The organism is Actinomyces sp. oral taxon 170 str. F0386, assembly GCF_000195595.1.
Taxonomy (GTDB): Bacteria; Actinomycetota; Actinomycetes; order Actinomycetales; family Actinomycetaceae; genus Actinomyces.
In genome coordinates, this window is the sequence record NZ_GL882508.1 from 1 (window position 1) to 20,525 (window position 20,525).

The window sequence follows — 20,525 nt, forward strand, 5'->3', positions numbered from 1 at the left end:
CGGCTGGACTGCCGGCCGGGGGACGCATCGGTCGGCGAACTGGCGGCCCCCGGCCGGGCTGGGGCGAGCGGGTCGGCTGGACCCTGGCCGTCGTCGGGCCGCTGGCCTTCCTGGCGGTCTTCTTCGCCTGGCCCGTGGCCACCCTCATGGGCCGCGGCCTCGCGCCGGACGGCGCCCTGGACCTGAGCGGCTTCGGGGAGGTCCTCACCCGCGAGCGCACCTGGCGGATCCTCACGCAGACCCTCGCCCAGGCCACGCTCGCCACCGCCGTGTGCGTGGCCCTCGGCATCCCCGGGGCCCTCGTGCTCTACCGGCGCACCTTCCCCGGCCGCGACCTGCTGCGCGGAGTGGTGACGGTGCCCTTCGTGCTGCCGAGCGTCGTCGTCGGCGTCGCCTTCCACGCCCTGGTCACCCGCGGCGGGCCCCTGGAGGACCTGGGCCTGGACGGCACGCTGAGCGCTGTCGTGGCCGCGCTGGTCTTCTTCAACTACGGGCTCGTCGTGCGCACCGTGGGCACCATGTGGTCGCGGCTCGACCCGCGCGCCGTGGAGGCCGCCCGGGCGCTGGGGGCCTCGCCGATACGGGCCTTCGCCACCGTCACCCTGCCCGCGCTGGCGCCCGCCATCGCCTCGGCCGCCTCCCTGACCTTCCTGTTCTGCGCCACCGCCTACGGGGTGGTGCTCGTGCTCGGCGGGGTGGGGATCGGCACCATCGAGACCGAGATCTACCGGCTGACCACCCAGTACCTCGACCTGCGGAGCGCCGCCGTCCTGTCCGTGGTCCAGCTCGGCGTCATCGCGCTGGCCCTGTGGGCGGCCGAGCGGGCGCGCGCCGCCACCCAGACACGCCTGCGGCTGCGCACCGAGGCGCCCACCTCGCGGCTGCGGGCCGCCGATGCCCCCGCGCTGGCGGTCACCGCCGTCACGGTCGTGGGGCTGCTGGTGGCACCCATGGCGGTGCTCGTGATGCGCTCCCTGCAGCGCGACGGCGCCTGGACGCTGGCGAACTACACCGACCTGGGCACGACCGGCGGGCGCAGCGCCCTGCTCGTGACCGTGTGGGAGGCGGCCACCAACTCGGTGAGCGTGGCCGTGGCGGCCGCGGCCATCGCCCTGACGCTGGGGGTGGCGGTGTGCCTGGTCGTCTCGCGCCGACCCCGCAGCCGGGCGCTCGCCCGGGTCATCACCGGGCTCGACGCCGCCTTCATGCTGCCGCTGGGCGTCTCCGCCGTGACGGTCGGCTTCGGTTTCCTCATCACCCTGGCGCGTCCGCCGCTGGCCCTGACCCGCTCCTGGTGGATCCTGCCGCTGGCGCAGGCCGTCGTGGCCGTGCCGCTCGTGGTGCGCACCCTGCTGCCGGCGCTGCGCGCGATCGACCCGCGCCAGCGCGAGGCGGCGGCCGCCCTGGGGGCAGGGCCCGGCCGGGTGCTGCTGAGCGTGGACGGACCCCAGCTGCTGCGCGCCGGCGGGCTGGCGGCCGGCTTCGCCCTGGCGACGTCGCTGGGGGAGTTCGGGGCGACGTCGTTCCTGGCCAGGCCCCAGGAGCCGACGCTGCCGGTGGTCGTCTACCGGCTCATCGGCAGCCCCGGTTCCCAGAACCAGGGGATGGCGCTGGCTGGCGGCGTGGTCCTGGCGGTGGGCAGCGCCGCCGTCATGCTCGGCTGCGAGTGGCTTCAGACCCGGCTCGGTCCCGGGCGAGGCGGGCCTGCGGAAACCGGCGGGCAAGCAGGGCACGATGATGGCGGAATGGCCCGGTTTCTCGGGCCCAGGACGGACGGAGGCGAACGGCTATGAACCCGAGCACCAGTGATACCAGCGCTTCCGAGGGCCTGTCGGTGCGTGGGCTCGCGGTGGCCTACGGGGACCTGCGCGCCGTCGACGGCGTCGACCTGGACGTGGCCGCCGGTGAGATCGTCGCCCTCCTGGGGGCCTCCGGCTCAGGGAAGTCCTCCCTGCTGCGAGCGGTGGCCGGTCTGGAGGACGTGGTCGGCGGCGAGGTCGCCTGGGACGGGCGGGGCATGGTGCGCGTCCCCGTCCACAAGCGCGGCTTCGGCCTCATGTTCCAGGACGGCCAGCTCTTCGAGCACCGCGACGTCGGCGGCAACATCGCCTACGGGCTCGCCGGCCTGCCTCGCGCCCGGCGGGGCGAGCGCGTGCGTGAGATGCTCGAGCTCGTCGGCCTGCCCGGCTTCGAGCGGCGGCGCGTGATGACCCTGTCCGGTGGGCAGGCCCAGCGGGTGGCCCTGGCCCGGGCACTGGCCCCGGCGCCGAGGCTGCTGCTGCTCGACGAGCCGCTGTCCGCCCTGGACCGGGCCCTGCGCGAGCAGCTGGCCACCGACGTGCGAGCCATCCTGCGCGAGGGCGGTACGACGGCGCTCTACGTCACCCACGACCAGGACGAGGCCATGACCGTGGCCGACCGAGTCGGTGTCATGGAGGCCGGCCGGCTCCTGCGCCTGGACACCCCCCAGCGCCTGTGGGCCGACCCCGGAAGCAGCAAGGTGGCGCGGTTCCTGGGTTTCGACGTCGTCGGCGACCTCGCCCTCGCCCCCGGCGCGCTGCGCGTCGTGGGAGACGCCGTGGGGCAGTCCGAGGAGCGGGGCGGGCCCGCGGAGACGCGGTTGTCGGCCACCGTACTGGCCTCGCGTCTGCGCCGCGGCCAGTGGGAGGCCGAGGTCGAGCTCGCCCCCGAGCAGCTCGCCGAACTGGCCGAGGACGCCGGCGTTGGAGCTGATGCCACTGCTGATCGTGAACCGGTCTGCGTGACCGCTATGGCCCAGCGCCCCCACGTCGCGGGCGAACGTGTCGTTCTGCGCCTCGACCCCGCTCGCACCGCCCGCCTGTGAAGAGCCCGGCCCTGTATCGCGTCGCGTTCGTACCTTATGCGGCGCGTTCGAGGGGTAGAGGGTACGAACGCGCGACCTACCCTACGAACGTGCGGGGACGGCGGCTCCTGGGACGAGTGGTGTCCGATCGTGTCGCAGTGCCGTTGTAATCTGCGCTCGTCGGCCGGAGCAATCCGCACCCCTGCCCGCAGCGGCCGTCCACCGGCGGTCATCGGCGTCCCCACCGACAGGCCCGCGGTGCGCGGGGCGCTCGGGTCGGCCCAACTGATTCGGGTGAGCGGGTCGACGCACATCCCTACACCACCCATGAATCGCCCATGATCCCCATGAACTCTGACAACCTCACCGTTTCCAGGGCCCCCAAACAGGTCCGGGACTGGCAGAAGAGCCTGCTCGACCTCTCCCTGCGCAATCCCCTCATCAATCGCACCTCCCGCCACGCGGTGGAGCTGCGCGTCCCACCGGCGCTCATCGGCGAGTTCGAGGACCTTGTCAATGACAAGGAATACATCGCCCTCGCCGCGGGACGACACCGACCCGCGGAGCTGTCCGACGAGGGCCTTCAGCAGGAGCAGGCCCGCGCGGTCTCGCTCCTGAAGGAACGAACCGTCGAGGTCGAGCTGGCGCCCACCGAGCGCGTGCAGCGCCTCCAGGCCCTGGCCACCAGCGCCCGCACCGGCGTCGAGGAGACCGGCGCCAACAACCTCTACCTGGCCATCGGGGCCCTGGCGTGGGAGAGCGACGGCAGCCGCCTGCACTCCCCACTCATCCTCATCCCGGTCAACCTCGAGCGCACCGGGGATGACTTCAGGCTCATCCTGGACGAGACGGGCGCCTCCACGCCCAACTACTCCTTCCTCGACCGCTTCGCGCGGGACACCGGCATCGAGCTGACCGAGCTGAGGACTCCGCGGCTCGACGAGCACGGCATCGACCTGCGGGCCACTCTCGACGGCGTGCGCGACCGCCTGCGGCGCGCCGGCTGGGACGACGTCGTCACCCCCACGGTCCACCTGGGACTGTTCCGCTTCTCCACCTACCGCATGTGGAAGGACCTCGAGGACCACTGGCCGACGATCGCCGCCAACCCGCTCGTCGCCCACCTCATGTCGGGAGGGCGCCAGGACTTCGTGGACCCGGTCGGCCCGGCCGATGGGGGCCTCGACATCGACGAGGCGACCCAGAACCTGCCCCTGGCCGCGGACTCCACTCAGGCCCGGATCGTGGCCGACGCCGTCGCCGGGCGCAGCCTCGTCGTCGAGGGGCCGCCCGGAACGGGCAAGTCCCAGACCGTCTCCAACCTCATCTTCCGGGCCCTGGCCACGGGGCGGACCATCATGTTCGTCGCCGAGAAGAAGTCCGCTCTCGACGTCGTCGCCCGCCGCCTGCGCGAGGAGGCCGGCATTGGGGACCTGCTGCTCAACCTGCACGACAACGGCATGAAGCCGACCGAGGTCCGCCGGGCCCTGCGCCGCGCCCTGGCCCTGCGGCGAGGAGAGCCCGGAGACGGTGCCGGTTCCGACGTCGGCGCCGGTGAGGCGGCCGGCCGCCCCGACCCGGCTGTGCTGCGCGCCGAGCTGGCCAGGATCCGCGCCGAGCTCGACGCCTACCGACGCGGCCTGTACGAGCCGAGGCCGAAGGGCCCGTCCTACAGCGGGGCCCGGGAAGTGCTCGCCCAGATCCGGGAGGCCGGAGAACCCGGGGACTCCGCCGATTCTGCAGCCGCCGCCCAGGCCGCCCTGGTGGAACGGGCCCGCGCCACCGGCCTGGACGCCTTCGACGCCGCCTCCCACAACCGGCTCATCGAGCGCTACCGCGCCGCCCTGGACGAGCTGCGGACGGCCCTGACGCCCGAGCTGCTCGACGTCGTCCTGACCCATCGCAACCAGGTCCTTCAGGATGCCGCCGCCCGCGCCGAGGCGCTGCGCAGCGAGCTCAACCGCCGTCGCAGCGCCATGAGCGTGCGCGAGCTGATCCGCACCTACGGCGACCTCATCACCGCCCTGACGCCCTGCCTGCTCGTCTCGCCCGACTCGGTGGCGCGGTTCTTCCCGGCAGACCGCCGCTACGTGGACATCGTCGTCTTCGACGAGGCCTCCCAGATCCGGGTGGCCGACGCCGTCGGCGCCATGGGGCGCGGCCGCAGCGCGGTCGTGGTCGGCGACCCCAAGCAGATGCCGCCCGCTCCCGGAGCCGGCGACATCAGGGGGGAGCAGGCGCCTGAGGCCAGCTCCATCCTCACCCGCTGCCTGGACAGTGGCCTGACCCAGCACCGGCTCACCTGGCACTACCGCAGCCGGGACGAGTCCCTTGTCGCCTTCTCCAACCGCCACTACTACGACGGCCGGCTGCTCACCTTCCCGAGCCCGCTGACGATTGTCCCCGGATCCGACGCCGCCCCCGGCGGCCACGGCATCTCGCTGCGGCGGGTCCGCGGCCGCTACTTCCGTCCCGAGGATCGCGCCCGTCACCCCCACGTCCAGCCGAACACCAACCCCCTCGAGGCCAAACGCGTGGTGGACGAGGTGCTCCGGCACATCGAGGCCTGCCCCGACCGCTTGCCCTCGCTGGGCGTCATCACCTTCAACGATCGCCAGCGAGACCTCATCGAGAACAGCCTGCGCGAGATCGCCTCGCCCCGGGTCATCGAGGCCCTCGACGCCCGCGACGGCCTGTTCGTCAGGAACCTGGAGAACGTCCAGGGCGAGGAGCGCGACACGATCCTGTTCTCGGCGACCTTCGCCGCCAACTCTCGAGGAGACCTGCCGCTGAACTTCGGGGTGCTCAACCACGCCGGCGGCGAACGCCGCCTCAACGTGGCCATCACCCGGGCCCGCAGGCAGATCATCGTCTTCACCAGCTTCGACCCCCAGGACCTGCACGCCGAGCGCACCGCCCACCGAGGAGTCAAGGACCTGCGCGCCTACCTCCACCAGGCCGCCGAGGGCCGGGCCCCGCGGGCCCTGCCCGCCTCGCAGAGCCCGCTCAGCTGGCACCGCCGCGAGATCGCCGAGGCGCTGAAGGCGGCCGGGCTCACGGTCCATACCGGCGTCGGCCACTCCACCTTCGAGATCGACCTCGTCCTGGCGCGCGCCGACCAGCCGGACCGCCCCGCCGTGGCCGTCCTGCTCGACGGGCCGCAGTGGAACAAGCGGGAGGGTGTCGTCGAACGCGACCTGCTGCCGGTCGACGTCCTGCGCACCATGGGCTGGCAGCGGGTCGAGCGGGTCTGGATGCCCGAGTGGCTGGCGGACCGGCAGGCCGTCGTCGCCCGGCTTGTCGAGGCGGCCGGCGGTCACTGGGTGCCGCCGACGCCGTCGACCGCGGTGTTCGAATCGGAGCGGACCGGGCAGACCGAGGACGCCGCGCCGCCGACCGACGACGGCGCGGGGGCCGATGCCCGGGACGACGCCGATGTGGGCGGCGAAGCGATGGCGCCTGCCTCCGGCCCGCGGACCTCGGGTGAGGAGTACACCGCTTGGAGCCCGGCAGGTGTGCGCCCCCTGGAGATCCTCGACCGGGCCGGTACCGACGCGGAGGCCAGGAAGGTGCTCATCGAGGTCGCCACCACCATCTGCCAGGTCGAGGCCCCGATCGCCAGGCGCCGGCTCTACGTCAAGATCTCCCGCGCCTTCGGGCTCTCGCGAACCGTCAAGTCGCGCGAGGAGTCGATCAGGGCGGCTCTGGGGGAGGCCTTCGCCTACTTCGACGAGGACGGCTTCGTGTGGGCCAGCCGGGACGACGCGCTCGCGGCCCCGTCCTACCGACGCAACGCCCTGGACCACGTGGACTCCATCGAGGAGATCCACCCCCGCGAGCTGGTGGGGCTCATGGCCCAGGCGCGTGCCAAGAACCCGGAGTGGGCGTCCCGGGAGGACCTGCTCACGTGGGCGCTCAAGCGTCTGAGCGTGAGGAACCGCAGCCTTGGTGCGCGCGGGGTGTCGGAGGCCCTCACCAGGGCCCTCAAGGAGGCCGAGCGCGAGCAGCTCTAGCTCTGCGGCGCGTCCACGCGGGTGAGAGGGCACGGCCGCTTTGGTCACGGCGAGATCACGGTAGGCGTCATGATCGGCCCGCTCACGCCAGCACCGACACTATGATCCTTGTCACTTGCTGGTGTCTTCCGAGTTGCTCCGGCTCGGAGTCGACCACGACTTTTCTCCGGCTTGGCAGCGCCGTTGTAGGCAGCCGAGAAGCCGGGCTGTCGGAGGAATGGCAAGGGGGAGTCCTGCCCGGATTCCGAGCGCCTCGATTTCAAAAGATCACGATCAGGTCGCAGTTGAAGTCTCCAGTTGAGTAGCATCCACAGTGCTGGCAGCCGTGGGTGCCTGATGCGCCAGGCTCGTGAGTCGGCGTCGTCGCCGACCCCGAGCCGCGCCCGGACAGCCCCGGCAACCGGCGCCTTCCTCAGCAATACTCCCGATCCTCCACCGCAAGGAGCCTGACATGTCCGCCTACGTCCGCTACTACCGGCGGCTTCAGGCACTCACTCAGCGCCTGAGCACCTACCTGGACCGGTTGGAGGCCCGCGCCCGGGAGTTCGGCGTCAGTTCAGCCCGCACTGCGATGGAGATGCAGATCACCGATCCGGCTTCCGTCTCCGCCTTCCGCTCGGAGGTCGAGGCCCAGATCATGTTCCTGCACACCAAGGCCCAGCGGGTCTTCGCCAAGCACTTCGCCCCCTTCCTGGACATCGACGCCGACCTGTCCATCGAGGAGGATCGCCAGCTCTCCGCCCGCCTCCAGGAGGCGGCCAACCTGGTGGGCGGCTTCGAGGCGCGCCTGCGCAACATCATCGAGGAGGTCTTCGCCCCCGGCCGGGCCGAGCAGGCCCGCGAGGAGTGGAACCGGGCCATGACCGACTGGCGCCAGGCCCAGTTCTCCTTCACCTGCGACAAGTGCGGCGATCCGGTGCCGCTGCCCGAGCTCTACCACATGCCGGTGTTCATCACCTGCCCGCGCTGCAAGTCGCGCGTGGCCTTTCAACCCACCGAGGCCATGGCGGCCGCACCCACCTGGGCCAAGGAGGTCGCCAAGACCACCTGCTACGCCGAGTGGCAGAAGTCAGAGTCGGAGCAGTCCGCCGAGGAGGGCGTGGGCCTGGCCTTCTTCTACTACGTCGACTACGCCATCGCCCACCACCTCATGATGAACCGTCTGCTGCCCTTCTACGTGCGCTCCGAGGGTGGCCAGGAGGCTCTGCGCCGCGATGTGCGCAACGCGCTGGAGACGCGTACCCACCAGCTGCGCCCCGACGAGGTCTCCCCCCAGTACCACGCCATGGAGTACATCAACTTCATGGGGGGCCTGGGCCGCTCGGCCCAGATCCTCGGTCAGGAGGGCCTGACCGACCGCCGCCAGCTCATCCTTCAGACGGTGCGCGACATCATGCGCCCCGATGAGCCGCTGGCCCGCTCCATCCTGGACGACACCTTCAGTGAGGAGCTGTGGAGCCAGCAGGCCCACGCCGCCGACCAGCTCTCCTGCGAGGTGCCCCGCTAGCGTTCCCAACCCGCCGCCCGCCCGGCCTGGCCCGCCGGCACAGCGGAAGCGGCCCGAGCCCGACGACGCTCCAGCGACTGCGTCACCGACCCCGCCAGGGAGACTGTCGGCTCGTCATCTCTCCGTTCCCCGCGCGGTCCGCGCCGCGCGGCACTGTCCCCGAAAGGACCACCATGGTCGGCTTCCGCAAGAAGTCCCAAGACAGCTCATCCGTCAACAGGGCGGCCGGTCGAGGCGGCGCCGGCGCCTCGGGCGCGCCGCAGCGCACCCGCGTCTCCCGCGGCGAGCCCGCCGTCCGCGCCGGCAAGGGGCGGCGCACCCCGGCCGCCACTCGCCGGGGCTACAAGACGCCCGAGCAGATGGACTCGCGCTGCCTGACCCTGGCCGAGTCGGCCTCCGGGGTCCTGGGGCGCTCCCTGGACCAGGCGCTGGGGCGGCTCCCCGACGGTCCCGGCACTCCCACCGCCTCCGGCGGACCGGCCGGACCGGCGGGATCGGCAGGATCGTCCTCGGTGAGCTGGTCCGACGCCGTCGGTGCCTCAGGCTCGAACAGGGGGAGGGGCGCCTCTCCGGGTAGCGTGCGCAGCGCGCAGGCCGGAGCCGACCAGGTCGACACGGTCGCGGACATCGCCTCTGATATCGAGTTCTGAAGGCTTCCCGCGCGCCGGCCGCGAACCGGCGTGCTGGCCGCACAGACCGTCTGGATCATCCTGCACCACGCCCGCTCGAATCCGTACCGACCCCTATCGAACCCCCGTAAGTCCTGCACAGGGAAGGAGGCGAGAGCGTCCATGAGCGCACAACCGGAGCTGACCCTGGGCAGGGTCGAGACCTGGCTGTCCCAGCGCGGCATCGCCGCCGGTCCCGAGGAGGACGGTGCTGTCTTCATGGGCTTCCCGGGCTGCGACATCGGCGTCTACCTGCACGATGATGAGGCCGCGCTCGTCGTGGCCGGCATGTGGCGCGGGCGCCCGGCGGCCGACCGACTCGACGAGATGCGAGCCTTCATCGACGCCCAGCACCGCTCCACCTACGGGCCGGACCTGGCCGTCACCCCCGCCCACGACTCGAGCCGGCTCCTGCTGAGTACCCAGATGGTGGCCTATATCGGTGCGGGCATGAGCGACGCCCAGCTCGACGCCTTCATGGACATGGGCCTGGGCATGACCCGGGCCTTCTTCTCCACCGTGGAGGAGCGCTTCCCCGAGCTGGTCACCTGGGAGGAGGACTGATGGCCTGGTGGAATCAGCCGGAAGGGGCCGTGACCCCGACCGTGACCCTCAGGCGCCTGGCCGCCTGGCTGGCCGAGCGCGGACACTCCTACGACATCGACCTGTCCGAGGGGCTGGTGCGCTTCTCGGTGGCCGGCCTCGACCACGTGCTCATGGTGGTCGACCGCCGCATCCTCGCCGTGCGCGCCCACCACCAGCTCTCGAGCTCGCTCCCGGGCGCCGCGGAGCTCTCGCGGGTGCGCGCCGTGGCCCAGGAGGTCTCCAGCGGCCGGCTCATCCCCGCCCTGTACACCGAGGTCGACGACGCCGGCGTGGGCCTGTGCGCCGAGGCCCTCGCCAACATCGGTGCCGGGCTCGACGGCGCCCAGCTCGCCGGCACCATGGACTTCATCCTCGAGGGCATCGACGGGGCCCTGCGCGAGGTCATGGGCCTCCTCGACGCTCACGCCGGTAGCCAGTCCGACGTCGGTCCCAACGTTGAGCCCGACGCCGAGGTCAAGAGTGACGGGAGTGGGGGGAGCATGATCGCCCCGGTTGATGCTGACGGCGGAAGCGGGGTTGAGACAACCGACACCCCCGAGCCCCTGCTCGTGCCCTGACCCACCCGGGACCCGCGGATCGGGCCACCCGAAACCCGTTGGAAGCACTGGCGTGTCGGACGCCGTCGTCGGAGCGTGCGAGGGCGGGGCCGACGGTCCTGAGCGCCGTGGCGGGTCCCGACATGCCCTGCGGTCGAGTTGCCCCTCGGTGCAGCGGTGGCGGATTCTATAACTGTTCGGTAACACTGGACGTCGGACGACCGCCCCGCTGGACGAAAGGAGCCCGATACCCCTATGACGCCGTTCATCGTTGAGCGGCGCGGGATGACGGATCCTCTCCCGCGGCGCACCCGAGGGACTCGGACCGTTGTCCGCATGCCCCGGCAGAACACGGTGGAAGCCTTCGCCTCATGACGGTGCAACGTCAGGCTCCGCCCGGAAGGACAGACTCCATGACCACACGCGAAGACATCCTCGAGCGCCTGGCCTACGCCGGAGCCCTCGGCCACGGCCCCAAGGCCTCGGCCCTTGTCGCGGAGGCCGTCAGCTGGGCGGACGCCCTGGGCGACGAGGACCTGCGGGTCGCCACCCGGTTGGCCCTGACGGAGGCCTATCAGCAGGGCAACGAGGAGTGGAAGGCGTTGGCGCCCTTCGTGTGGAACCTGGCCCGCTACCAGCGGCGCCCAGAGCTGTTCGACGACGCCCAGGTGCGCACCCTGCGCTGGCACTTCAAGTGGGCGGTGGCCGTGGCCGGCGCCAACCCCAAGGTCTCCAAGGACAAGGTGCGCCAGCTCGAGGCCAGCCTCGAGGAGTTCTACCGCGCCGAAGGCGCCTCCATGCACGTCGTCCACGGCGAGCGGGCCTCGGTGGCTGGCCTGCTGGGCCTGGAGGAGGAGGCCGCCGAGGAGCTGGCCGCCTGGCGGGCCACGCACCGCGACGAGAACGCCGACTGCGAGGGCTGCGACCCCATGCGCCAGGTCGCCTTCGCCTACCGCACCGAGGCCTGGGAGCTGGCCGTGGCCACGGCCGTGCCGGTGCTGACCGGCGCCGTCGGCTGCTCCGTGCAGCCCCAGACCACGCAGTCCCTCGTGCTGCTGCCCCTGCTGGCCTCCGGACGGCCCCGGGCCGCCTGGGAGGCGCACCTGCGCTCCTACCGGGAGATCCGCCGCACGCCCAAGGCCCTCATCTCCCTGGCCTACCACCTGGAGTACCTGGCGCTCGTGAGGCGGGTGGACCGCGGGATGGTGATCCTGCGGCGCCACCTGCCCTGGCTGGCCCAGGCCGAGTCCGCCTACGTGCTCCTGTCGGCCCTGCGGGGCATGAGCCTGGTGCTGCGCGAGGCCGAGCGGGCCGGTCGCGGCGAGGAGGCCCTAGGCGTGGAGGTCCCGGCCGCCGACCTGTGGTTCCCGCTGCCGGGGCTGGCGTCCTCCACCACCATCTCGCGGGCCTACGCAGAGATGACCGGCTGGGCCCGGCGCCTGGCCCAGCAGTTCGACGTGCGTAACGGCAACTCCACGATCTCCGACCACCTCGAGCGATCCCTCGTGCGGGCCGCCTTCGACGCCGCCCCCGGCGCGGTCCACGGGCTGGGTGTGGAGGTCGACCTCCTGGAGCCCTCCGAGGAGCTGCCCGAGCCGGCACAGACGAGCCTGACCGTCGACGAGGACGGCGCCGAGCCCGACGTCGCCTCCCTTTTGGGCCTCGTGGCCGACGACGACGGCCTGGTCCAGGAGCACGCGCCCCGAGCGTCGTCGGGTGCGGAGGTCGGAACCCGGCGCGCCCGCGCCGGGCACGCCGCCACGAGCCACCAGGGCGGCGACGAGCCCTTCCCACTGGTGGACCTCGTGCGGCCCCGGCCGGTGCGCAGCGGCGAGGAGGCGGTGCGCCGCTACGTCGATCATCGCCGCTCCATCGGCTCCTCGACGATGGACTACTGGTACGTCGTCGACCAGGTGGCCACGCGCGACCTGCTGCCGCCGCCCGGTGAGGAGATCCCGGGCCTGGAGTACCACACCGGTCTGCTGCGGGCCGCCGCCCTGACGTGTCGCACCGAGATGGACGAGGCCATCGCCGAGCGCCTGCGGATCCGCCCCCTCATCGAGCTGGCCTTCGGGCCGCTGGGCGCCTACTACGTCGACCTGCTCAACCTCGACAACGAGATCACTGCCGACTCCATCGCCGAGCGCTCCCAGGAGGCCGAGCGTGCCCAGCGTCTGCAACGGGCCACCTCACTCATCGGGCAGATCGAGGCCCAGGTCGAGGACCTGGTGTCCACCGACCTGCTCGACCCCGGCGGCACCGACGCCCTCGTGCTGGCCGCCGACGCGCTGCTCGTGGGTGCCTCAGTCCTCACCGACCTGCACGCCCGGGACGAGGCGCTCGGGGCGATCCAGGTCGTCGCCCGGGCCGCCGCGGCCGTCCCTGAGGACCGACACGCCGAGCAGATGGACGACATCCTCGACATGGCGCGCGCCGAGGTGCTGGCCGAGTGCGGCGACGTCTACAACGGCTGCCTCCTGGCCGAAGAGGTCATGCGCCGCCACGAGAAGGTCTCCCCGGTCCTGGCCGCCCGCGGGCGGCGGCTGCTGGGCATCTCCTCGATGGAGGTGGGTCAGTTCGACGAGGCCATCACCCAGTTCCGCGAGCAGGCCAACATCATGCTGGCCGCCGGCATCACCCTGTACGCCGTGGCCTCGTTGCTGTCCCTGGGCTCGGCGCTGGAGGCCTCCGAGCGCTACCTGGAGAGCGCCGAGGTCCTGGAGTCCGCGCTGTCCCTGGCTCAGGGCGTCGGGGCCGAGAGCATCGCCCTGTACCTGCACCGGCTCCTGGCCCAGACCGGCATGGCCATGGGCGAGGAGGAGGGCGTGGCCGAGCACTCGCTGGCCGCCGCCCGGATCCTGCAGGACCAGGGGCGCCGGGCGCTGGCGGGGGAGTACCTCTCGCACGCGGCGATGGCCGCCTCCAACCTCAAGGACAATGTGCGCGCCGCCGCCCTGTTCCGCCAGGCCGCCGACCTGGAGGACACCCGCACCGACCAGGGCCGCCTGGACCGGGGGCGGGCGCTGCGCCGCTCGGCCCGGGCACTGGTGGACGACCTCACCCTGCCCATGGCCCGCACCCGGCTCGACGAGGCTCGGGAGATCATGGAGGAGGCCCGCCAGGCCTTCGCCGGCGTGGCCGACACCGAGGGCTACTCCTCGGCCTGGGAGATCGGTGACTGGCACGACGACATGGCCTGGATCCTGTGGCGCACCGGCCAGAACCGGCAGGCCGTCCAGCACTGCGAGTCCGCCTACGACGGCTACATGGACACCGAGGACCGGGACTCGGCCTCGCGCGCCCTATGCATGCTGGCCCGCCTGCACGCCGAGCGTGGTGAGCGTGACGAGGCCCTGGCCGCCTGCGCCCGCGTGCGCGACCTGCTGGGCGAGCCGCACTGGGACGGCCACGACGCCCTGGAGTTCGTCGCCTCCGTCGAGGAGACGCTGCGCTAGCGGTGGCCGGGTGCACGTCGAATGTCCCCGCCGGGGCGGGGGCGTCCCCGTCCAGCGGGTCCGGGATGCGAGATTCCGCCCCGTGTGAATCGGCTGACGGCCTCGGTCGGGCGAGGAATGATAGGCCTTGGGCATCACGACCCTCGACGACCCTCCCGGGAGGCACCCCTTGGCCATCGCAGTCTCACACCGATTCGTACCCAGTGGCGACCTGCCCGTGGAGGCGGGACGCTATCGACTCGTGGCGGCGGGCTCGTGCCCGTGGTGCCGCCGCGTCCTCATCGCCCGGCGCCTGCTCGGCCTGACCGAGGCGATTCCCGTGTCCTGGACCTACGGCAAGGGCGTGGACGGCTACTGGGAGCTGACCGGTCCCGACGGCGAGCCCGGCGTCGACCCGGCGCTCGGCGCCCGCTCCCTGGCCGAGGTCTACGAGAAGACCCCAGGCTACGAGCCCGCCCCCACCGTCCCGGCCCTGGTGGACACCACGACGGGCCAGGTCGTCAGCGACGACTCCGGCGACCTGCTCTTCGACCTGTCCACGGCCTGGTGGGACCTCCAGCGTCCGGGCTCCCCGGACCTGTATCCGCTCAATCGTCGCAACTCCACCGACGCCTGGGACGAGTGGATCGGCTCCCAGATCAACGTCGGTCATGCGGTGGCCACCCACTCCAAGGACCCGGAGAAGGCCGCGGAGGCTGCCAACGGTGTACTCGTGGGCTTCGACGTCATTGACACCCTCCTGGCCCGGGCCACGCGGATGGAGGCCTCCCGCGAGGACGGCCTGACGATGCTCGACGGGCCGGCTCTGTCCGCCGTCGTCGCGATCGGCCAGTTCCTGTGCGGCGACAAGCCCACCGGCAGCGACATCCGCCTGTTCACCACCGTCCAGTCCTACGAGTACGGCGGGCGCCAGCACTACCCCGGCGGAGAGGCGCCGTCGATCTCCTTCTGGCCGGCGCTGGCCCGCTGGTTCCGGGCCCTGGAGAGCCGCTCGGGCTGGGTGGGTCCCGAGGAGCGCAGCGCCCTGGGCTGCTGAGGCCGCTGGGCCAGGTATGACGGGGGCTGTGCCGTCTCGGCGCCGCCGTACTCCACGAGCCTCGGGTGGCACCTGCCCTCGCCCGAGCGAACACAGGTGCCACCCGAGGGCGGTGGTGCAGGGATCAGGGTCAGCCCATGGCTCCTCGGAACACGGCCGAGTGGTAGGCAGCCCCCAGGTCGACAACGACCTTGACATTCCCCCGTCCTTCAGCGGGCACGACGAAGGCCCTATCGACGCTCACCGACTCACCTGCAGCCAGCTTGCTGGGCACCCGTGTTGAAGCCGAGGAGATCTCACTGGCGGGCGTTCCATCGCCCTCGCCGTAACTGGCCGTCGCCGTGAAACCACTCAGAGAGATCTCCTCTCCCGAGCTGTTCGTCAGCATGACCGGAACGATAATTCCGGAACCACCCACCTCGCCGGGCCCGCCGGCGAGCTCTTCGGTCCGGGGCTGCCCCAGGGAGATGGACACACCATCAACAACATTGACCGTCCCACCTACGGGGACCTCACCGTATTGGTCCTTCGAGAGGTCTCCATTCTGCACGGCGTTCGGGTCAATACCCGAGGAGTCCGGTGTTGCGGCTGTTGCGGTGGCATCCTCCGACGGCTCGGTCGCCGTCGGTTCCGGAGTCTCGGCCGGTGGGCTGCTGGGGGCGGCTGATGAGGGCGAAGGCGCGGACGAGCTGCTCGCACTCGCCCTGGCGGATGCGGATGTGGATGCGGATGCGGATACAGATGCGGATACAGATGGTGAGGAAGAAGGGCCGGCGGTGGCGGTGGTGCCGCTGCTGGTGGACTTTCCGCCTTCACAAGCGGCCAGTCCCAGTCCCAGTACCAGGACGGTGGGCAGGATCAGCATCCGAGCTCGTGGTACACGCCGAGGCGAACGACCTACGTCTCGGCGGGCAATGCTCGTGGTGCTGCGCGGGAGCCGACCCGGCGAAGCGATCTCAGTCGACGTCATTGATCACCACCACCATCCGCGCCGGTTGTTGTTGTTCCAGTCGCCACGGTCGCCGTCTCTTCCGTCCCAACCGTGATGGTCATCCCCGCCATTCCAGTCGTCTTCAGGGTCGCCCCGGTCGTTCTTGTCGTCATTATCTTCCTTTTCATTCTCCCCCTTCTTTCCTTCATTCTTGTCGTTGATCTTTTCGCCTTTCATTGAGAAGCGAACAAGGCCTTGTTGAGGAATGCCGTTGACGGCTAGGAACTCACCGCCGTAGATGAGGTAATCGCCATTGCCCTCAACAGTCCAGGTAGCCTGCTTGGAGGCGGTGTACTCGCCGTTCGTAAAGCCGGGAAGGAATTCGTTGTACTGGGTGGGGGCAGGGTGTCCAGCATAATTGGTGTAGCCGTTGGCGGTATTGTTACCCACTGTGCCGGTGGCAGCACTGGAGAAAGCGACGGCGTGATAGTAGATCCCGTCACGTGCGCGATCGGGGACGCCACCGATATTGGAGCAGTCGTGGGTATGCCCGGAGATGTAGATGACGTCGTTGGCGGGCAGCACGTCGTAGGTGTCTCCGTGGCAGTCGGCCATGAGGTTGATGTCCCCGGTGCTCCAGTCGGCGCGAAACATTCCCTCGAAGCGGCCCTGCCTGGAGTAGGCGGTGCCATAGAGCCCCTTGGAGTCCGACTTCAGGCTCATGATGCCGGACATCGAGCCCGCGTTCTTGATGTCTGTGGTCAGGTTGGTCTGCCGCAGCGCCCCGTCCTTCTCCAGGATGGCCATGCCGTAGGCGTCAGAGGACCCCTCAACGGTCTCAAAAGAGCCTCCGATGGCCACTGCCGACCCGTCAGCCGCGACGGTGATGGCCCGGACTTCGGAATCGTCATCGACCTGGGGTGCGAAGTTGGTCACCTGCTGGGTCTTCAGGTCAACAGCCGCGGCACGTAGCCGCTCCAGGTCGTTGACCTGCGTGAAGAGACCGGCCATGTAAAGGGTGGAGCCGTCGGGAGACAGCTCCAGATCCCGCACCGTATCGTTGGGCGATACCGCGCCACCGGGAGTGCCGCCATTCAGTGGCTTGTGCTGGCCGGCGGTGTCCACCGCGGCCAGGCGGGAGGCGGGCTGGCCATTGACCGAGGTGAACTTCCCCCCGATATACAGGGTGGAGCCGTCGGGAGACGCCTCGATTGCATTGGCCGCGGCGTTGAGCTGCGGTGCCCAGTCCAGCAGCTCGCCCGTGGTGATGTCATAGGCCATCGCATTGGACCGCGGCGACTCGTTCTGCTCCTTCGGGGATCCCGCCGGACGGGCCTTGCTGAACTCGCCGACTACATAGACGACATTGCCGACGATCGTCTGATCCCAGACGACACCGTTGATCTGGGCGGTGGGCAGGGGCTGGGGAGAGGCGAGAGTCGTCTGCTCCTGAGCCGCGGCAGCCTGAGGAGCCAGCCCAGGGGTGACAGGTGCACCGAGAACGAGGGGAAGGGCGGCGAGAGCCGCTCCTACGCTGGAGACAGCACGGGGAAGAATGTACAAGAGCACTCCATTTCTTGTGGCGCGAGGAGATGGGGCTTATTCGCAGGGTGAGGTAAGTAGTCCCCGGCCTGGGTAAGCGCAAGCGGTTGCCGTGGGTGGGGATAATCCTCGATGTGTGCTACTGGTGAAACTGCGATACAAAACCTCGCTGCAAGCCGGCTTCGGCCTGTGGTGGAAGCGATATCGACCACGAGGTTATTGCAGCGACGACACCTTTGCAATGGGGCAAGGGCCCCAAACTTCGCAATCTTCACAATGGGGCGGGAGCCTCAAGCCCCGCATTTTCATTTGATGCTAATCAGTGCCTGGAAATATGTGAGGTTTTATTATCATTTATTGAGGCTGTGCGCCTTGTTCAAGAAGACTTCATAATGGCCGGGAGTCCCCGAGCCCTCGGCTCCGCCTGTGCTCGGGCTCGACGGTCGCCACGACATACCCGCAACGACGCGGTCCGTACACTCGGGGCGGCGTTCTCTACGGGCGGGCTGTGAGGACCGGGTTGTACAGGAGCCGGTTGGGCGCCGTCGGGCACTCCTCGCCCACGGCCATCGGCGCGATGAGCCGGTCCGCCCGCAGGTCCTCCAGGCGCGTCACCACGCGGTCGCGCAGCGTCCACGGGTCGATGGTGTTGAGGTAGATCTTCGTGCCGCCCTCGAAGCCCGCCAGGGTGGACACCCGCCACTTGAGCGTGATGTGCCAGGGCATGGGCTGGTCCACGTCGAGGGGCTTGTGGTGCCACTCCTCATTGCTGGGCACGTCCGCGCCCGTGGCCGCGTGCAGAGCGTGGACCAGGTCGGCGACGGCGTCGACCTCCTCGCGGCTCATGAGCCACGGCTCGGGCATGGCCGACGTCGAGTACACCTCCAGTGTCGGGTAGCGGTGCCCGAACCCGGCGAAGGCCACCGCGTGCTCGTTGCTCGCCACGAGCAGCCCCTGGTAGGCGGCGTAGTCCACCGCCATCTCGTTGTACAGGTTGGGGTTGGCCCGCACCTTCTGCAGCTCCAGCTGGCTGGTCACGCCGCGCTCGTCGATGCCCACCAGCTGCTTGTGCAGGTGGTCGAAGCTCGCCCCGGCCGGCCGCAGCCAGTTCTGGAAGACTGCCACGTAGCGCACCCACCGGTTGGCCTCGTACAGGCTCTGCATCGCATGGATCGCCAGGCGCGTGTAGGCCCGGTGCTCGGCCACGCTCAGCGTCCCCGAACCGGCCAGGGCGGAGGTGTCGACGGCGTCGTCGGTGAAGTGGCGCCGGCCGATGATGACGTCATGGCCCCCGGCGAAGAAGGCCGCCAGGAAGGTGCGGCGGTCCCGCTCGTCCATGGAGTCCCAGGAGGCCGGGTCCGCACCCGCGGCCGCCAGCTTGGTGCGCGCCACCCGTTCCACGTGCTCAACGCCGGCCGGCTCGGCCAGGTAGGCCTCCATGCGCTCGCGGGCGGCGTCGGGGATCTCGTAGCCGTGGTTGAGGTGCCAGTAGTCGAAGGAGAGGATCTCGAAGAGGTTGGGCACTCGCCGGAACTCGGCCACCGTGTCGAACAGGGCGGAGGCGGGCACGGCGTCGAGACGCTCGAGTCCACCGTCGGCCCGGTGCACGACGCGCGCCTTCTCCGGGGGCGTCTCCAGGTAGCGCGCCGAGCAGAAGGCGCAGGCGTGGGTGCGGTCGGCCGCCTCCAGCGGTCGGACCTCGGCGACCGGGTGCGAGATGGGGCGGTTGGCGCGTCCCGGCACGGTCCACACCTCGGTGCCGGTGAAGGGGCTGATCTGCTTGACCGTCCCGTCGGCCAGGCGCGTGAGTGGTTCGGCGGAGGGGGCGTACGGCATGAGCATGCCCCCATTGTGACGCGTTGTGGCGCCCCTCGCGTCCCGCTCCCCCGGCGGATGCCTCCGGCCCGCCGAGGTCGGGGTAGTCTCTCTGGCTCGTGCAGACTCGCGCATCGCGTCCGGCCCACGGCGCGTCCCGGCACTTCCCGCACCCGGCCGGAGACCCGACACCCGATCGGAGACAAGGAGGCGACTCCATGACTGACCTGGCCCAGGTCCTCACCTCCCTGCTGCTCATCGTGGCGGTGGCCTTCGTGGCGCCGCTGGTCTCCTGGACCGTTCCCAAGCGGCTCGTGCCCGAGGTCGTCCTCCTCATCCTCGGCGGCATGGCCATCGGCCCCCACGGGCTGGGGCTGGCCGGCGAGGGCTCCTCGATCGAGCTGCTGCGCGAGCTCGGCGTCGCCTTCCTCTTCCTCATGGCCGGCTACGAGATCGACGTCAACGAGCTGCGCGGCGCGGGCGGACGCCACGCCGCCATCGCCTGGATGCTCTCGCTGGGACTGGCCTTCGGGGCGGTGACGGCCATCGGGGTGACCGGCGGCGCGGCGTCGGCCAACGGAATCGCCATCGCCATCGCAATGACCTCGACGGCGATCGGCACGATTCTTCCGATTCTGCGCGACCGCGGTCTGCTGCCCACGGCGGTGGGCGCCTCGATCCTCAACCACGGAGCCGTTGGCGAGGTCGGCCCGATCCTCCTCATGGCGCTGCTGCTGGGCTCACGCTCCACCTGGGCGAGCCTGGCGATCCTGGCGGTCTTCCTTGTCATCACCCTGCTCATCGTCCGCTTCACCAGCCGCGTCAAGCGCGTGGGGCGCCGCCTGGTCGAGGCCATCCACCTGGGGGCCTCGACCACGGCTCAAACCACCATCCGCGCCACCGTCCTGCTCCTGGTGGGGCTGTGCGCGATCGCCACCGTCTTCGACCTCGACGTCGTCCTGGGGGCCTTCGCTGCCGGCTTCGTCCTGCGTCACGTCCTGCCCGAGGGGGACGCCCAGTTCGAGGAGAAGCTCGATGGCCTGGCCTATGGCTTCTTCGTCCCGATCTTCTTCGTCACCTCCGGCATGGGCATTGTTGTCAGCCTCGACGGCGAGGCCGTGATCGACCTGCTGGCCTTCTTCGTGCTGCTGGTGCTCGTGCGGGGCGTGCCGGTGTGGTTGGCCTCCCGCGCGGAGCGGCGTCGGGATGGCTCGCGCGCATACTCGATGCGCCAGAGCCTCCAGATCGCGGTCTACTCGACGACGGCCCTGCCCATCATCGTGGCCGTCACCCAGGTGGCGGTGAGCGCCGAGGCCATGTCCACCTCCTTCGCCTCCACGCTCGTGCTGGCCGGGGTGCTCTCGGTGCTCGTCCTGCCGGCGGCGGGGCTGGTGCTGGGGCACAGGAGCGACCACGTTCCGGCCAACGAGGTGATGCGCGTGGTCCAGGGACCCGCCGCGCCCGACGGGCGCACCCCTGAGGAGGCCACCGCCCCGGCCGGCGAGCACGTCTCAGAGCCGCGCCGTCCGGCGTCGCCGCCCAGCGGCATCAGACTGCCGGCAGGCGCGCGCACCCCAGCCGGAGGGGTGAGG

The 20,525-nt window shown here is 70.8% G+C and carries 13 protein-coding genes; 10 read left to right on the forward strand and 3 right to left on the reverse strand.

All coding sequences use genetic code 11. The annotated features are described in order from the left end of the window. Positions 1-8 precede the first annotated feature (8 nt). The 9 genes from HMPREF9056_RS00655 to HMPREF9056_RS00695 all read left to right on the forward strand — a co-directional run bounded on the left by HMPREF9056_RS00655 (position 9) and on the right by HMPREF9056_RS00695 (position 14,645). Entirely contained in the window at positions 9-1,793 is a 1,785-nt protein-coding gene (locus tag HMPREF9056_RS00655) for an iron ABC transporter permease (RefSeq protein ID WP_087942146.1), read from the forward strand. Continuing rightward, complete coding sequence (locus HMPREF9056_RS00660; protein WP_009401910.1) at positions 1,790-2,845, forward strand: ABC transporter ATP-binding protein; 1,056 nt, start codon at positions 1,790-1,792, stop codon at positions 2,843-2,845. The genes HMPREF9056_RS00655 and HMPREF9056_RS00660 overlap by 4 nt, the downstream gene beginning before the upstream one ends. Positions 2,846-3,171: 326 nt before the next feature. Next, positions 3,172-6,837 (forward strand): DUF4011 domain-containing protein, encoded by a 3,666-nt coding sequence (locus HMPREF9056_RS00665; protein ID WP_253269880.1) that lies wholly within the window; start codon positions 3,172-3,174, stop codon positions 6,835-6,837. 451 nt (positions 6,838-7,288) lie between these two features. Next, positions 7,289-8,344 (forward strand): hypothetical protein, encoded by a 1,056-nt coding sequence (locus tag HMPREF9056_RS00670; RefSeq protein ID WP_009401914.1) that lies wholly within the window; start codon positions 7,289-7,291, stop codon positions 8,342-8,344. Between the two features lie 173 nt (positions 8,345-8,517). After that, positions 8,518-8,994, forward strand: coding sequence for a hypothetical protein (locus HMPREF9056_RS00675; RefSeq protein WP_009401915.1), 477 nt, complete (start codon positions 8,518-8,520; stop codon positions 8,992-8,994). 141 nt (positions 8,995-9,135) lie between these two features. Beyond that, positions 9,136-9,576 carry a YbjN domain-containing protein gene (locus HMPREF9056_RS00680; RefSeq protein ID WP_009401916.1) on the forward strand — a complete coding sequence of 147 codons (441 nt, stop codon included), beginning with the start codon at positions 9,136-9,138 and terminating at the stop codon, positions 9,574-9,576. Between the two features lie 29 nt (positions 9,577-9,605). Continuing rightward, positions 9,606-10,175, forward strand: a complete 570-nt coding sequence (locus HMPREF9056_RS00685) for a hypothetical protein (RefSeq protein WP_253269881.1) — start codon at positions 9,606-9,608, stop codon at positions 10,173-10,175. Between the two features lie 392 nt (positions 10,176-10,567). Next, positions 10,568-13,609 (forward strand): hypothetical protein, encoded by a 3,042-nt coding sequence (locus HMPREF9056_RS00690; protein WP_009401918.1) that lies wholly within the window; start codon positions 10,568-10,570, stop codon positions 13,607-13,609. Between the two features lie 169 nt (positions 13,610-13,778). Then, on the forward strand, positions 13,779-14,645 hold the full coding sequence (locus HMPREF9056_RS00695) for a glutathione S-transferase C-terminal domain-containing protein (protein ID WP_034513235.1): 867 nt from the start codon (positions 13,779-13,781) through the stop codon (positions 14,643-14,645). 130 nt (positions 14,646-14,775) lie between these two features. Here the strand turns inward: HMPREF9056_RS00695 and HMPREF9056_RS14290 are convergent, their stop codons facing one another. From HMPREF9056_RS14290 to HMPREF9056_RS00710, 3 genes are all read right to left on the reverse strand, one after another. Beyond that, positions 14,776-15,510: a hypothetical protein gene (locus tag HMPREF9056_RS14290; RefSeq protein WP_172635221.1), complete on the reverse strand. Its 735-nt coding sequence runs from the start codon at positions 15,508-15,510 to the stop codon at positions 14,776-14,778. Between the two features lie 108 nt (positions 15,511-15,618). Then, complete coding sequence (locus tag HMPREF9056_RS00705; protein ID WP_034513237.1) at positions 15,619-17,133, reverse strand: hypothetical protein; 1,515 nt, start codon at positions 17,131-17,133, stop codon at positions 15,619-15,621. A gap of 480 nt (positions 17,134-17,613) precedes the next feature. Beyond that, positions 17,614-18,960 (reverse strand): DUF4921 family protein, encoded by a 1,347-nt coding sequence (locus HMPREF9056_RS00710; RefSeq protein ID WP_009401923.1) that lies wholly within the window; start codon positions 18,958-18,960, stop codon positions 17,614-17,616. Positions 18,961-19,151: 191 nt separating this feature from the next. On the opposite strand from HMPREF9056_RS00710, the gene HMPREF9056_RS00715 reads away from it, so the two are divergent. After that, the coding region (locus HMPREF9056_RS00715; protein ID WP_009401924.1) for a cation:proton antiporter at positions 19,152-20,525 on the forward strand (1,374 nt) is incomplete at its 3' end.